16 protein-coding genes are annotated in these 14,319 nt (G+C 37.1%); 13 read left to right on the top strand and 3 right to left on the bottom strand.

Annotated elements, in window-relative coordinates; all coding sequences use genetic code 11:
• The first annotated feature begins 54 nt into the window (after positions 1–54).
• The 5 genes from LV716_RS02300 to LV716_RS02320 all read left to right on the top strand — a co-directional run bounded on the left by LV716_RS02300 (position 55) and on the right by LV716_RS02320 (position 5,759).
• A complete protein-coding gene (locus tag LV716_RS02300; protein ID WP_163416126.1) occupies positions 55–1,029 on the top strand; it encodes a D-alanine--D-alanine ligase in 975 nt (324 codons plus the stop codon).
• 32 nt (positions 1,030–1,061) lie between these two features.
• On the top strand, positions 1,062–1,520 hold the full coding sequence (gene coaD / locus LV716_RS02305; protein ID WP_163416127.1) for a pantetheine-phosphate adenylyltransferase: 459 nt from the start codon (positions 1,062–1,064) through the stop codon (positions 1,518–1,520).
• Between the two features lie 198 nt (positions 1,521–1,718).
• Positions 1,719–3,545 (top strand): PAS domain-containing protein, encoded by a 1,827-nt coding sequence (locus LV716_RS02310; protein WP_163416129.1) that lies wholly within the window; start codon positions 1,719–1,721, stop codon positions 3,543–3,545.
• Positions 3,538–3,951, top strand: coding sequence for a two-component system response regulator (locus tag LV716_RS02315; protein ID WP_163416138.1), 414 nt, complete (start codon positions 3,538–3,540; stop codon positions 3,949–3,951). Before LV716_RS02310 ends, LV716_RS02315 begins: the two co-directional genes overlap by 8 nt.
• A gap of 65 nt (positions 3,952–4,016) precedes the next feature.
• Positions 4,017–5,759, top strand: a complete 1,743-nt coding sequence (locus tag LV716_RS02320; RefSeq protein ID WP_163416140.1) for a M14 family metallopeptidase — start codon at positions 4,017–4,019, stop codon at positions 5,757–5,759.
• 13 nt (positions 5,760–5,772) lie between these two features.
• On the opposite strand, the gene LV716_RS02325 is transcribed toward LV716_RS02320, so the two are convergent.
• Complete coding sequence (locus LV716_RS02325; RefSeq protein ID WP_163416142.1) at positions 5,773–6,381, bottom strand: NUDIX hydrolase; 609 nt, start codon at positions 6,379–6,381, stop codon at positions 5,773–5,775.
• Positions 6,382–6,388: 7 nt separating this feature from the next.
• Between LV716_RS02325 and pyrE the strand changes: the two genes are divergently transcribed.
• Both pyrE and LV716_RS02335 read left to right on the top strand, forming a co-directional pair.
• Positions 6,389–7,027 carry an orotate phosphoribosyltransferase gene (gene pyrE, locus LV716_RS02330; protein WP_163416144.1) on the top strand — a complete coding sequence of 213 codons (639 nt, stop codon included), beginning with the start codon at positions 6,389–6,391 and terminating at the stop codon, positions 7,025–7,027.
• A gap of 7 nt (positions 7,028–7,034) precedes the next feature.
• Positions 7,035–7,430 carry an SRPBCC family protein gene (locus LV716_RS02335; RefSeq protein ID WP_163416145.1) on the top strand — a complete coding sequence of 132 codons (396 nt, stop codon included), beginning with the start codon at positions 7,035–7,037 and terminating at the stop codon, positions 7,428–7,430.
• On the opposite strand, the gene LV716_RS02340 is transcribed toward LV716_RS02335, so the two are convergent.
• Entirely contained in the window at positions 7,427–8,170 is a 744-nt protein-coding gene (locus LV716_RS02340) for a biotin--[acetyl-CoA-carboxylase] ligase (protein WP_163416147.1), read from the bottom strand. The two genes, LV716_RS02335 and LV716_RS02340, sit on opposite strands and share 4 nt — an antisense overlap.
• A gap of 81 nt (positions 8,171–8,251) precedes the next feature.
• Here LV716_RS02340 and rsfS point away from each other — a divergent pair, with 81 nt between their 5' ends.
• From rsfS to LV716_RS02370, 6 genes are read left to right on the top strand one after another with little or no spacing between them, the layout of a single operon-like run.
• A complete protein-coding gene (gene rsfS, locus LV716_RS02345; RefSeq protein WP_163416156.1) occupies positions 8,252–8,629 on the top strand; it encodes a ribosome silencing factor in 378 nt (125 codons plus the stop codon).
• 5 nt (positions 8,630–8,634) lie between these two features.
• The gene (gene ftsH, locus LV716_RS02350; RefSeq protein ID WP_163416158.1) at positions 8,635–10,575 is read left to right on the top strand and encodes an ATP-dependent zinc metalloprotease FtsH; all 1,941 of its coding nucleotides are present in this window, start codon (positions 8,635–8,637) and stop codon (positions 10,573–10,575) included.
• A 54-nt stretch (positions 10,576–10,629) separates the two neighbouring features.
• Positions 10,630–11,238, top strand: coding sequence for an LUD domain-containing protein (locus tag LV716_RS02355; protein ID WP_163416160.1), 609 nt, complete (start codon positions 10,630–10,632; stop codon positions 11,236–11,238).
• A gap of 4 nt (positions 11,239–11,242) precedes the next feature.
• Positions 11,243–12,046 (top strand): phosphatidate cytidylyltransferase, encoded by an 804-nt coding sequence (locus LV716_RS02360; protein WP_163416162.1) that lies wholly within the window; start codon positions 11,243–11,245, stop codon positions 12,044–12,046.
• Positions 12,036–12,701, top strand: coding sequence for a phosphatidylserine decarboxylase family protein (locus LV716_RS02365; protein WP_163416164.1), 666 nt, complete (start codon positions 12,036–12,038; stop codon positions 12,699–12,701). Before LV716_RS02360 ends, LV716_RS02365 begins: the two co-directional genes overlap by 11 nt.
• Entirely contained in the window at positions 12,694–12,957 is a 264-nt protein-coding gene (locus LV716_RS02370; RefSeq protein WP_163416166.1) for an acyl-CoA-binding protein, read from the top strand. Before LV716_RS02365 ends, LV716_RS02370 begins: the two co-directional genes overlap by 8 nt.
• Before the next feature lie 80 nt (positions 12,958–13,037).
• Here the strand turns inward: LV716_RS02370 and LV716_RS02375 are convergent, their stop codons facing one another.
• Positions 13,038–14,306: a sterol desaturase family protein gene (locus tag LV716_RS02375; protein WP_163416169.1), complete on the bottom strand. Its 1,269-nt coding sequence runs from the start codon at positions 14,304–14,306 to the stop codon at positions 13,038–13,040.
• Positions 14,307–14,319 lie beyond the last annotated feature (13 nt).

The following is a 14,319-nucleotide window of genomic DNA, read 5'->3' on the forward strand; positions in this document are numbered from 1 at the left end:
TAGGAAAGACAGTCCTTTTTTCTTTACTTTGACACTTTGATATTCGACAAGCTGATGAAAAAAAATATCGCCATCATCATGGGTGGCTATTCAAGTGAACGTGATATTTCAATAAAGAGCGGTACCGTGGTCCATTCATATTTGGACAGAAATCTTTATAACCCTTACCGGATTCTTATCTCCAATGATGAATGGATATGTCTGGATGACAATGATGAACGATTTCCCGTTGACAGGTCAGATTTTAGTGTATTTATTTCTGGTAAAAAGATCAATTTTGATTGTGTTTTCAATGCGATTCACGGCACTCCAGGAGAGGACGGTTTAATGCAGGCGTATTTTGAATTGTTGCACATACCTCAAACGGCATGTGAGCATTACCAAGCGGCGCTCACGTTTAACAAAAGAGATCTATTGAGTACGCTCAAACCGTATGGAATCCTTTGTGCTGAATCGTATTACTTGAATCTTGGCGATACCATAGACGAGGAAAAAATCATAAAAAAAGTGGGACTTCCCTGTTTTGTAAAAGCCAATAGGGCCGGGAGTAGTTATGGCATATCCAAGGTCCACAAAAAAGAAGATTTAAATATAGCTATTGAAAAAGCCTTTGCCGAAGACAATGAAGTTATCATAGAATCTTTTTTAGATGGAACCGAAGTATCTGTTGGAGTAATTACCTATAATGGCGAAGTAATCGTTCTGCCCATTACAGAAATAGTCACAGAAAATGATTTTTTTGATTATGAAGCCAAATACGAAGGAAAGTCAAATGAAATTACTCCAGCTCGTATATCTGAAACCCAGAAAAATAACGTGGACAAAAGAGCAAAATACATCTACACCGCTCTAGGTTTGAAAGGCTATACACGCAGTGAATTTATATTTATTGGGGACGAGCCTTATCTCTTGGAAGTAAATACCACACCTGGACTAACGGAAGAAAGTATTCTGCCCCAACAGGCGAAAAAGGCAGGAATACCATTAAAAGACTTGTTTGGCAGTGCCATAGAAAACGCATTACGATAGAAAACCCTTATTTTTAGATAAATTCCAGTTTTATGAGACGTGCTATTTTTCCAGGTTCTTTTGATCCACTAACACTTGGACATTCTGATATCATAAAAAGAGGGATAACGTTATTTGATGAACTGATCATTTCAATTGGCATAAATGCCGATAAAAAATATATGTTTTCCCTAGAGGAACGAACCCAATTCATAAAAGAAGCTTTCAAGGATGAACCAAAAATTAAAGTGGTTACCTATGAAGGCTTAACGGTCGACTTTTGTAAAAAGGTAAATGCTGATTTCATTTTAAGAGGACTGAGAAACCCAGCGGATTTTGAATTTGAAAAGGCCATTGCCCATACCAATAGAAAACTTTCAGAAATTGAAACTGTTTTCTTATTGACATCTTCGGGAAAATCATACATCAGTTCTTCTATAGTGAGAGAAGTCATTAGAAATGGCGGTGATTACACCAGTTTGGTTCCAGATACTGTTGTAGTAAAACCGTAAATTACCTACTCCAACATAACTAATTTCTTAAAAAATCCTTGATTTCTGCTTTGGTGAACACATAGTAGATACATGCTTTCCCTCTAGAAACAACAGATTTTAGCGTATTCACAACAATAAATAATTCAAAAGAGCGAATACTTATATTTTAGTGTGAAATTTCTTATACGCCCCAACATCTTAACCTAACCCCGCGCATTGAAAACAATCGAAAAGACCCATACACAATATCTTTTAAAGCAATTGCCAAAAGCTACTGTTTTAGTGGGTAAAAACCATGAGGTCATTGATTTTTCAGATTCTTGGTTGGCCATTTTCAACTTGAAAGCCAAAGATGCTGTGGGAGCTTCTATTTTTCAACTTATTCTTGACGACAATACCGAATCTCATGAGCAATTGAAGGATTGTCTGTTAAAAAATAGAACAACTACGCTACGGCACAAAAAAGAAAATACACAGTGGCTGGAAAGTGCATTTGCCCCATGGTTTGATGAAAAGGAAAATATTCTTGGAACCATAATACAGACAACTGATATAAGTGGGGAGGTTGAAAAGGAACTGGAGCTTGAAAGAATAAAGACCATGCTCCAAGCTAAATCTGAAATAGCAAAAGTTGGTAGCTGGGAGTATACACTTGAAACAGAGAAACTTGTTTGGTGCGATGTTACCAAAAGGATGCACCATGTTGATGAAGATTTTGAACCCTCTGTAAATGAAGGTATTGAATTTTACAAACAAGGTTACAGCAGGAATAAGATTTCCATGTTATTTCATAATGCACTTCAAAATGGAATTGCTTTCAACGAAAGACTTATCATTCAGACCGCAACAGGAGAAGAGAGATGGGTCATGGCAGGTGGAAAACCAATCTATGAACATGGAAAAATCACCAAATTGCTTGGAACTTTTCAGGATATTCATGATCAAGTGATTGCGGAAACAAAAATCAAAGAGAGTAAACAACTGCTCACCACACTGATTGAAAATCTTCCGATAAATGTCTTTTTAAAAGACAAGGAATCCAGAAAAATTCTTGTAAACCGCTCAGAATGTGAATACATAGGAGCAAATGCAGATGAGATATTAGGAAAAACGGACTTTGATTTTTACGATGAGAAAGTTGCCCAGATTTCAAGGGATGAAGATCTTGAAGTAATGCGAACCTTTAAATCCATCTTAGGCAAAGAGACTATATGCGTTAAGAAGGATGGTACTACCACAAACTTTCTAACCTCTAAAATCCCACTTATCAATTTAGAAGGACAGGCTTATGGTATTATTGGGATGAGCATGGACATTACCCATATAAAGCAAAAGGAGGATGAGTTAAGGAATCTGATCAGTATAACTGCCGTACAAAATAAAAAACTTGTCAATTTTGCCCATATCGTTTCCCATAATCTAAGATCGCACACTGCAAATTTTTCAATGCTCTTGGATTTTTTGGTCAAGGAAAAAGATGAAAAGGAGAAAGAACGAATCATGAAGATGTTGTTACATGCTTCCGACAACTTATTGGAGACACTCGAAAACTTAAATGAAGTAGTAGAAATAAGTACTAATATCAACCTAGACAAAAAATCTTTAAATCTTAACGAAAGTGTCATCAAGGTCCAACAGAACCTTTCAGCGCTTTTGCACAACAATACGGTAAAGGTCATAAACAATGTTCCCAAGGATACCAATGTAATGTGTGTTCCAGCATATTTGGAAAGTATCATTCTAAATTTACTTACCAATGCGGTCAAATACAAAGACCCCAATAGAAAACCAAAAATTGAATTACGTGCAGAAAAACAGGATAAAGGTGTATTGTTCCGTATTTCTGATAATGGTTTGGGAATAGACTTAACAAGATATGGAGGTAAAATATTTGGTATGTACAAAACATTCCATAACAACAAAGATGCACGGGGACTAGGCCTTTATATCATAAAGAATCAAATTGAAGCCATAGGGGGGCATATATCCTTAAAAAGTGAAGTTGGCAAGGGCACTACTTTCAATATTTTTTTCAATGAATAAAGTTAACAGCATATACATCATAGATGATGACCCCATAACTATTTTTGGCATTAAAAAAATGCTAAAGACAACAGCTGTATGCAATGATATTCAGGCTTTTGAGAATGGGAAAGTTGCCATAGACGATTTAAGAAAGAGAATACGGGAAGGCACACGCTTACCAGAAGTAATCTTTTTGGATATTAATATGCCCATTATGGATGGATGGGAATTCTTGGATGAATTTATCGCTTTGGAACTAAAAGAAAAGGTTATTATCAATGTCATTACTTCTTCCATAGATCAATATGATTATCAAAAATGGAACGATTTTAGACTAAGCTGCAAACACTATCTAAATTTTAAGAACAAGCCTATCTATAAAATCGAACCTACCGACTTGGATAGGTTCAATATGGTATCTTAAACCATTTTATTACTTATTTTTACAATTCTGAAGGTTTTCTGACAGTCTAATAAAATACGTTCCAAATGAAATACCTCATTATCATTTGTATTTTTCTTTTTTTCGCTTCCTGTGAAACCGCAACAGAAGATAAGATTGATTCTTACAAGACTTGTTTCGAAATATCCAATCAAACAGAGACACCTACCTACGAAGAGACAATCGCCTTTTATATAAAACTGGCTAAAGACTTTCCAGAAATAAACATACAGACCATTGGCATTACTGATAGTGGTTATCCCCTGCACATCGTCACATTTAATACCGATGGTGATTTTAATTTTGAAAATATCAGGGAAGAAAATGCGGTCATTCTTATTAACAATGGTATTCATCCTGGAGAAAGTGACGGTATAGATGCCACCATGCTCCTTTACCGTGATTTGGCATTAAAAAAAATAGAACACCCTAAACAAACAATTCTCGTAACCATACCCATTTACAATATCGGAGGAGCGTTACAAAGAAATTCAACCACTAGAGTAAACCAGAATGGACCTTTGGAATATGGTTTTCGTGGAAATGCAAGAAACTATGATCTTAATAGGGACTTCATAAAAATGGACACGAAAAATGCCCAAACTTTTGCTAAAATATTCCATTTGGTAAAACCAGACATTTTTATTGATAACCATGTGAGCAACGGAGCTGATTATCAATATACTCTTACCCATTTATTTACGCAACATAACAAACTAGGTGGAGAAATGGGCAAATATCTTCATAGGGAATTTATGCCCAACGTGGAAGAATCTTTACGCCAAAAAAAATGGGATATTACTCCATATGTCAATGTGTTTAACCAACCTCCAGAAATGGGCTTTAACCAATTTATGGACCATCCCAGATATTCAACAGGCTACACAACATTATGGAATACTTTGGGCCTTATGGTAGAAACCCATATGCTAAAGCCTTACGACAAAAGGGTTGAAGGCACATATGAAGTAATGCAAAGTGTGATTTCCGTTACAGAAAAAAACCATGACGCAATAAAATCTGTTCGGAAAAGCTCATTGGAAAAAAGCTTGGAACTTTCACAATATCACTTTAACTGGCAAGTGGACACTACACAAAACACGATACTTAATTTCAAAGGATTTGAAGCTGAATTTATTGAAAGTGAAGTTACTGGGCTTACTAGGCTGAAGTACAATAAAAACAGGCCTTTCACCAAGAAAACCGTATATCACAATTACTTTTATCCAAAAGATACCGTTAAAGTTCCGTCTGCCTACATTATCAAAAAAGGTTGGCATAAGGTTATGGACAAGTTGAAAGCAAACAACATCCGATTCTCTGAAATTGAAGAAGACACAACACTGAATGTTAGTGCCTATGAAATCGTTGATTTTGAAACACGAAAATCACCTTATGAAGGACACTATCTGCATTCCAACACAAAAGTCAAAAAGAGTCAAGGCAGAGTTGCCTTTAGGGCCGGTGACTTCCTAATACCCACCGATCAACCCGGTATTAGATATATTTTGGAGACTTTAGAACCGTCAGCAGTAGATTCTTTCTTCAATTGGAATTTTTTTGATACCGTTCTACAACAAAAAGAAGGGTTTTCACCTTACGTTTTTGAGGATGTGGCACTACAAATGCTACAAAAGGATTCCACATTGCGGAATATGTTTACCACCAAAAAGAAACTGGACAAAGAATTCGCAGAAAATTGGTATGCTCAATTAGACTGGCTGTACCAAAGGTCAGAACATAAGGAGGAATCCTACCTGAACTACCCTGTGTACCGTATTGAAAAATAGTTGGAAATCAGAGTTAAGACTTCTCCTCAGCTGGCCAGTTTTCAAATAGAATCTTAATATTAAAATAGGAATTTTTCAAAGCCTTCTTTACTTTCTTTGGACCCTTCCATTTTACTTTTAAAATCCCCTCTTCTTTTTGCCCGGTCAATTCTCCGCTATACGTAGTGGACATTGCAAACCAATGTACTTGTTTTAATCTGTATTCACCATTTCTTCTGAAAATGTGGTAAGTAGTCCGTAAAAATTTATCGATTATCAAATCACGTACACCCGTTTCCTCTTCTACCTCCCTTATAGCTGCCTTTTCAATGGACTCTCCTTTGTCCACTTTTCCTTTTGGCAAGTCCCATTTATCATTTCTATAGATAAAAAGCACTTTGCCCTTGGGGTTGGTTACAAATCCACCACCAGCTACCACCACAGGTATTTTATGCATAAAAACATCAAGGATTTTTTCCTCATCGGGATGATAGATATAGGCTTCTTGAAGTCTACCTTTTGCTAAAGAATCAATAGCCATTACTATTGAATCACCATCCAGTGAAAATAAATTTCCATTGGAATTATCTTGCCGCTCATTTGTTAAAATCAGTGGGGACTCATTAACAAAAACTTTATACATTTGCGCAATGGTTTTAAACAAGGATACTGCAAAAAAAACTGCCGAACTATTGCTGCAAATTAATGCAATTAAGTTGGAACCAGAAAATCCTTTTACTTGGGCTTCTGGTTGGAAATCTCCTATTTATTGTGATAATAGAGTACTGCTTTCTTATCCAGATATAAGAAACTTTGTGCGGGAGGAAATGGCAAAACAAGTTGAAACGCTTTATGGAAGACCAGATGTTATTGCAGGTGTGGCAACGGGAGCTATTGGAGTTGGTGTACTGGTTGCAGAAGCGCTGGGCCTTCCCTTTATATATGTTAGGCCAGAGCCAAAATCCCACGGACGGCAAAATCAGATTGAAGGGTATTTGGAGGCCAATCAGAATGTGGTTGTTATAGAAGATTTGATAAGCACGGGCAAAAGTAGCCTGAATGCTGTCAAAGCTTTAAAAGAACAACAAGCCAATGTCAAGGGAATGATAGCAATATTTACGTATGGATTTCCCGTGGCCACAACAAATTTTGAAAAAGAACAGGTTTCCTTGCATACGCTCTCAGATTATGACCATCTGATCGAACAGGCTTCAGAAACAAATTATATAAAAGAATCTCAGCTACAAACCTTGTTGCAGTGGAAATCGAATCCACAGCAATGGAAATAATCCCAATATGCACATAGAAGTTCCAAAAAAGAAAGTATCCAAAAGCTCAAAAGAAGTTTTTGATTTTTTAACCGAAATCAAAAATTTTGAAATACTGATGCCGGATAATATAGATAAGTTTGAGGTTTTGGATGAGAAGACTTTTAAGTTTGCCCTAAAAGGAATGCCCGAAATCATTTTAAGACTTAAAGAGCAATTCCCAAACGAAAAAGTGATTCTTGGCGCCGCAAGTGACAAGTTACCGTTTACCTTGACAGGAAACATTGAATCTTTAGGTGAATCCGAAAGCGAAGTTGGGTTAAGTTTTGAAGGAGAGTTTAATGCCATGATGGCTATGATGATAAAAACACCCATCACTAATTTTATGCAAACACTCTCATCAAATTTGGATAAAATAAGCTAGTACAATAAGGTTACTTCCTTTAAACCAAACGTTTTAAGAATACTATCTTCCAATTCAACAATAAGTTTTCCATCTGTAGAAACCCCACGGATAAAACCCATAAATAAGGTATCCGTGGCATCTTTGAACGTGGAAGGCTTGTCTCTTCTGAACAACAGTCTCTCATATTGTGAAATCATTTCCGCATTTTTTTTCTTTTCCAGCTCCGAAAAGTAAAACTTGAAGCGTTCCAATATGTTATCCAATAACTCGTCCAAATCAAAAAACTTCCCGCTAATCGATTTCAAAGAGGCAACCTTATCAAGATTTTCAAAGGAAGTTTGATTCACATTCAGTCCTACTCCAATGATTGAATTTTTAATTGCTAGTCCTTTTAAAATATTTTCTATTAAAATACCGCAAATTTTAGAAGAACCTGACATAATGTCGTTGGGCCATTTTACTTTCAAATCTGGTATGGACAACCTATGTAAAACATCATAAATTGAAAGTGAGACACAAATGTTCAAAACGAACTGATTTGTAACTTGAAGAGATTTATATTTTTTCAACACACTAAAAGTCAAGTTCTTACCGTCATCAGATTGCCAAACAGTGCCCATTTGACCTCTCCCTTTTAATTGTTTTTTGGCAACTATCGTTGTGTAATCCCCTAAATTCGTAGTGAGTGACAAACGCTTTAAATGAAGGTTTGTAGAGTCCGTGGCATCAAGTTTGATTATTTGTGTGAGTGCTCCCAAAGTGGTATGTCCAATGATATGTTAAATTCTAGGGCTAAGAAAACAAAAAAAATATAACTTTGTAGAATCTAAAATTTTTGAATGCAGAAAACGAAAGCTAGCGCAGATGAATTGATTGCCTTAATATTACACGGGATAGAAGAAGTCAAAGGAGTTGACATAAATCTATTGGACCTTAGGGAAATTGAAAATACAGTTTGCGACTATTTTATTATCTGCAATGGTACTTCCAATACGCATGTAAACGCAATTGTTTCCTCTATTCAGAAAACCGTTAGCAAAGCCATCAAGGACAAACCATGGCATATAGAAGGTTCTGAAAATGCAGAATGGATTTTAATGGATTACGTTAATATAGTAGTGCATGTATTTCAAAAACACATTAGGGAATTCTACGATATAGAAGGACTTTGGGGTGATGCCAAAGTTACCATGGTGGAGAGTAGTTACAATTCTTAAAAAAAATGGCAAAAGAAAACAATTCCAGTACCCCAAAAAAACCTCGTTTTAGTTCCTGGTGGATTTATGGCGTAGTAATCGCTCTAATAATAGGTTTCCAATTTTTTGGAGGAAATAGTTTCTCCAGCACGGAGAAAACAACAACATCAGAACTACAAGAATATCTGCGTAACGGAGATATTTCCGAAATTTTGATCATTACCAATACCAGACAGGCCAAAGTGTTTCTAACTGAAGAAGCACTACAAAAAGATGTCCATAGAAATGTCGCGGATAAGCCCTTCAGTTTCTCTGCGGGTAAGATTCCTCAGTATAGTCTGGATTACGGTGATCTTCAAAATTTTGAAGATGAAATAAAAAGTATAAAGAAAGAGAACAATCTTGATACCATTGTCGATTTCGATACGGAATCGAATGTTTTAGGGGATTTGTTGCTTTCTTTGCTCCCCTTCGCTTTGATTATAGGGATATGGATTTATTTAATGCGAAGAATGTCCGGTGGGGCCGGTGGTGGCGCCGGAGGACAGATTTTCAATATTGGAAAATCAAAAGCAAAACTCTTCGATGAAAAAACAGATACCAGAACTTCTTTCAAAGACGTAGCTGGACTTGAAGGTGCAAAAGAAGAAGTAGAGGAAATCGTTGAATTCCTTAAAAATCCAGATAAATATACCTCTTTAGGAGGAAAAATACCCAAAGGAGCATTATTGGTAGGACCTCCGGGTACGGGTAAAACACTTTTGGCAAAAGCAGTTGCTGGTGAAGCAAAAGTTCCATTTTTCTCATTGTCAGGTTCAGATTTTGTGGAAATGTTCGTAGGTGTAGGTGCTTCAAGAGTACGTGACTTATTTAAACAAGCCAAGGATAAATCCCCAGCAATCATATTTATCGATGAAATTGACGCAATTGGTCGTGCAAGGGGAAAGAATAATTTTACCGGTTCCAACGACGAACGCGAAAACACATTGAACCAATTATTGACCGAAATGGATGGTTTTGGCACCAACACCAACGTCATTGTACTTGCAGCTACCAACAGGGCAGATGTCTTGGACAAAGCTTTAATGCGTGCAGGGCGTTTTGACCGCCAGATTTACGTAGACCTTCCAGATATACGGGAAAGAAAAGAAATTTTCGAGGTGCATTTGCGCCCAATAAAAACTGCAGAGACACTTGATCTGGAATTCTTGGCAAAGCAGACGCCAGGTTTTTCTGGAGCTGATATTGCCAACGTATGTAACGAAGCAGCATTAATAGCAGCCCGTAAAGAAAAGAAAGCGGTCAATAAACAAGATTTCTTGGATGCCGTAGACAGAATCGTAGGTGGTCTGGAGAAGAAAAACAAGATCATAACCGTAGAAGAAAAGAAAACCATCGCTTATCATGAAGCTGGACATGCCACGGTAAGTTGGATGTTGGAACATGCAGCGCCACTGGTCAAAGTTACCATAGTCCCAAGAGGACAGTCTTTAGGAGCAGCTTGGTACCTGCCCGAAGAACGACTTATTGTTCGCCCAGAGCAAATGTTGGATGAAATGTGTGCCACAATGGGCGGTAGAGCGGCCGAGCGGGTAATTTTCAATAAAATATCGACTGGAGCACTCAGCGATTTGGAAAAAGTAACCAAACAAGCAAGGGCCATGGTTACTATTTATGGCCTTAATGAGGAACTGGGTAATATTACGTATTATGATTCGTCCGGCAACAACGAATATGGTTTTACGAAACCGTATAGTGAGGAAACAGCCCAAAAGATTGACGAAGAGATATCCAAGATTATTGAAGAGCAATACCAACGTGCAATAAAATTATTGGCAGATAACAAGGATAAGCTTACAGAATTGGCGGATAGACTGTTGGAAAAAGAAGTAATCTTCAAAGACGATTTAGAAAAGATTTTTGGAAAAAGACCTTTTGAAAAAGAGGAATTGGAGCCAACAAAGTAATTCAATACGTTTTCAGGTAACATTTCAACAGGATTAGCGTTCTTTATAGTATAGATGGGAGTTTTTGATAAACTTTTTGGAGGAGGAAAAAAGGTTTCCAAGGAAACTATGGAAACCAGAGGGGACCATATGCCCGATTTAAAAATTCCCGTAGACGAAAAATTTACCATTTATTTCAAAAAAAACGGAGGGAAGTTTATCTACTGTGAAAACGAAGTGGAAATTTCAGATGCGTTAAAAAACATCATCTCAGAAAACAATTGGCAAAACCATCTTTTTCATACACTTGACGATCGTTTAGAAAACCGTTTTTCCTCGAAAAAAATAAAGTTTACCCAAGACCGTAGCCAAAGTGATATATTGTTCACTACCTGTGAGCATCTTATTGGGCATGACGGTTCAATTTTGGTATGTTCCAACCAAATCCAAGGAAAAAAGCTCAACGAGCTCCCTTCAAATCTTATTGTTTATGCAACCACAAGTCAATTGGTCGACTCGATCAGTGAAGCCTTAAAAGTCATTAAGGAAAGGTATAAAAATAATATTCCAGATAATATCACCACCCTAAAACATTTTGAATCCACCGCAGAAAACAAAAATGATTTCTTATCCTACGGTAGTGCTTCAAAAAATGTATATCTTTTATTGCTAGAAGACTACTGATTACATGAAAGAAATTCTTAGGCGCTCTATTACGGGGGTTATCTACGTGGTACTCCTCTTGGGAACTGTATTTTTAAATTCAGACGCTTTTGACTTCCTCTTCATGATATTTGGACTTGCATGCCTTCATGAATATAAGCGTACCGTACAATTAAAGGGCTATTATATTTTTATTGCCTATTTGGGGCTTTGGTGGGCCTTCATCTACCTCATCCACGATACCACATTGATTACGATACTAATGCTTTTGACCATAACGGTTGATGTAGCCCTACTTTTCTTCTTGTTCTCAAAGAAGCCAAGAGCATTTACCATTTTACAAAAATCCATTATTGCCGTATTCTATATTGGAGCGGGCTGTATTTTTTTGACCATGATTCCTTATAAACAAAATGACTTTGCCAAATTTTTGATTATGGGCATTTTTATTTTGATATGGGTAAACGATACTTTCGCCTATTTAGTAGGGAGAACTTTAGGGCGTACAAAACTATATTCTGCCGTTTCTCCAAAAAAAACCATTGAAGGTTCTTTGGGAGGTCTTATTTTTGCATTGGTAGCCGCATCCATTTTGGCAAAATATGAAACCTCACTGACCATTTACCAATGGTTTATCCTTGCTACGGTCATCGTTGTGGCAGGAGGTCTCGGAGATTTGTTGGAATCGAAATTTAAGCGTGTTGCTGGAATAAAGGATAGTGGCGCCATACTACCGGGACATGGTGGAATCTGGGATAGATTGGACAGCCTTGTATTTGCCGCCCCCTTTGCATATTTGATACTTAATCTATTTTCTTATGTTTCATAAAGAAGGTCAAAAAATAATCATTATCACGTTTTTTATCGTGGTCGCCATCATACTTGCTGCACACTTTTTTATTCCCATTGAATGGATACGGTTGCCGTTACAAATTGTGGCACTGGTCCTATTGATTTTAATCCTTCAATTCTTTAGAAATCCAAAAAGATACGTAACCCCAAACTTTGATGAAGTATTAGCTCCCGTAGATGGAAAAGTCGTGGTTATCGAAGAAGTCGAAGAACCAGAGTATTTTAAGGGCAAACGTAGACAAGTTTCCATATTTATGTCTCCTGTAAATGTACATGTCACACGTTATGCTGCCAGTGGCACAATAACCTATTCAAAGTACCATCCAGGTAAATATTTAGTGGCATGGCATCCAAAATCAAGTACCGAGAACGAACGTACTACAGTAGTGATACATACGCCAAAATTTGGTGAGATCGGTTACAGACAAATAGCAGGGGCACTTGCACGCCGTATTGTCAACTACGCCGAAGAAGGGGAACAAGTTGCCCAAGGAGAGGATGCCGGTTTTATTAAATTTGGTTCAAGGGTCGATTTGTTGCTGCCATTGGATTGTGATATCACGGTAAAACTTGGTCAAAAAGTGGTTGGGGCCAAAACCTGTATTGCTGCCATTAGAAGCAAAGATGACTGATGAAACCCTACATAAAAAATTTGAGGAAGCTGTAGCTTATGTAAATAGCTATGAGGAACCCTTGCCTGCAGATTTTTTATTGAAGTTGTATGCCTATTTTAAAATTGCCAATAGAAATTTTGGAAACCCTGGTAGTAAAACCCCATTAATAAACGCTTTTAAAGCAAATGCACTCATCCAAGCACAAAATATAGGTAGAGAGGAAGCCATGCAAAACTATATTGAGTTGGCAAATACGTTAAAGAAAAAATCTTAATCCTATCAACGTGGTGCTTTGTTCACTCATCCAGATATGAGAATCCTACCCTGTTTCTCTTCAAAAAAATAAGCTAAACCTCACGAAGCTATATCCGGTGCAACGTAACTCTTTTCAATATACGTAAAGTAAAGAGCTCCAACGATAGTGACCAAAAAATAAAGACCGACCAAATAACTTCCAAAAGACCAATACGCATCTAGACCAAACCAATCTCCGGTCGCATAAATCAAGATGAGTCCCGTAACCGACCTAAAAAGTTCTATCCAGATAGCATATAGCGCTTTATCCATCAATGTGGTATATCCATAAATTCCAATAAAAATATAGGCCCCAAATAAGAGTAGACCATTAAATCCTATTTCAGAATAATTAAAGAACATAAACAACATTAAACTTGTATTCGCCACCAATTGAAAAATGGAATATCCCTTTAATGCGTTTGAAACTTCTGGTCGATATTTCTCGAAATTATACACATCTTCAATGATTTTGATAGGGTATTTATGTTTAACATCCTTAGGTCTCCAACCTGTTGGCATAAACCAAATTCGACATTTATCCCAATAACTTTTAGTTCGCCATGCATCTTTCATTAATCGCCACAGATGTTGAAAGTTTATCAAAATAGGATTCCAGGTATTTGCTGGTTTTAATACGCCATATTGTGGCGGAACTTCATCCAATTCCTCTTGAAACGTACCGAACATCCTATCCCAAAAACTAAATATCTGTCCAAGGTTCTTGTCTACGTACTCAGGGTTAATGGCATGGTGTACCCTATGCTGGGAAGGTGTGATCATCACATACTCCAACCATCCTAATTTACCTATGTGCCTTGTATGGTACCAGAACTGCGCAAACAAATGGATAGGCGCCAAAATAGCAATAACCTTGTGTGGTACGCCCAATAAAGCAGCTGGAATAAGAAGTAGGGAAAAATATCCTAACAAGTTGGAAATGGATTGGCGCAGCGCGCAGGCCAAGTTAAATTCTTCACTACTATGGTGTATGACATGTTGATTCCAAAAAAAATTGATATGATGGCTTAAACGATGGTTCCAATAGCCTGCAAAATCCAAGGTCAAGAATGCGATTACCCATACTAACCAAGTAGCCTTTATTTCAGTTAATGCCAAATGCTCCAACAAAAATGGGTATGTAACGATTATGATTCCAATACCAAGGGAATCTTTCACAACATTGGTAAGCCCCGAACTTAAACTACTTACGGTATCCATAACATTGTGCATCTGCTTTTTCACAAAATGTCCGTACAGAACCTCAAAAAGTACTAATCCAATAAAAAACGGCGTGGCATACAACAATGCCGTAGCATATGTTTCCATGGCTTAAAAAAAT

The sequence above is a fragment of the Flagellimonas sp. HMM57 genome, assembly GCF_021390175.1.
Classification (GTDB): Bacteria; Bacteroidota; Bacteroidia; order Flavobacteriales; family Flavobacteriaceae; genus Flagellimonas.

Bases quoted from the DNA above. Each gene is read 5' to 3' on its own strand.
- LV716_RS02335 (WP_163416145.1), top strand. From the start codon at position 7,035: ATGCACATAGAAGTTCCAAAAAAGAAAGTATCCAAAAGCTCAAAAGAA.
- ftsH (WP_163416158.1), top strand. From the start codon at position 8,635: ATGGCAAAAGAAAACAATTCCAGTACCCCAAAAAAACCTCGTTTTAGT.
- coaD (WP_163416127.1), top strand. From the start codon at position 1,062: ATGAGACGTGCTATTTTTCCAGGTTCTTTTGATCCACTAACACTTGGA.
- LV716_RS02300 (WP_163416126.1), top strand. From the start codon at position 55: ATGAAAAAAAATATCGCCATCATCATGGGTGGCTATTCAAGTGAACGT.
- LV716_RS02360 (WP_163416162.1), top strand. From the start codon at position 11,243: ATGAAAGAAATTCTTAGGCGCTCTATTACGGGGGTTATCTACGTGGTA.
- LV716_RS02315 (WP_163416138.1), top strand. From the start codon at position 3,538: ATGAATAAAGTTAACAGCATATACATCATAGATGATGACCCCATAACT.
- LV716_RS02370 (WP_163416166.1), top strand. From the start codon at position 12,694: ATGACTGATGAAACCCTACATAAAAAATTTGAGGAAGCTGTAGCTTAT.
- LV716_RS02375 (WP_163416169.1), bottom strand. From the start codon at position 14,306: ATGGAAACATATGCTACGGCATTGTTGTATGCCACGCCGTTTTTTATT.
- pyrE (WP_163416144.1), top strand. From the start codon at position 6,389: ATGGTTTTAAACAAGGATACTGCAAAAAAAACTGCCGAACTATTGCTG.
- LV716_RS02365 (WP_163416164.1), top strand. From the start codon at position 12,036: ATGTTTCATAAAGAAGGTCAAAAAATAATCATTATCACGTTTTTTATC.
- rsfS (WP_163416156.1), top strand. From the start codon at position 8,252: ATGCAGAAAACGAAAGCTAGCGCAGATGAATTGATTGCCTTAATATTA.
- LV716_RS02320 (WP_163416140.1), top strand. From the start codon at position 4,017: ATGAAATACCTCATTATCATTTGTATTTTTCTTTTTTTCGCTTCCTGT.
- LV716_RS02325 (WP_163416142.1), bottom strand. From the start codon at position 6,381: ATGTATAAAGTTTTTGTTAATGAGTCCCCACTGATTTTAACAAATGAG.
- LV716_RS02355 (WP_163416160.1), top strand. From the start codon at position 10,630: ATGGGAGTTTTTGATAAACTTTTTGGAGGAGGAAAAAAGGTTTCCAAG.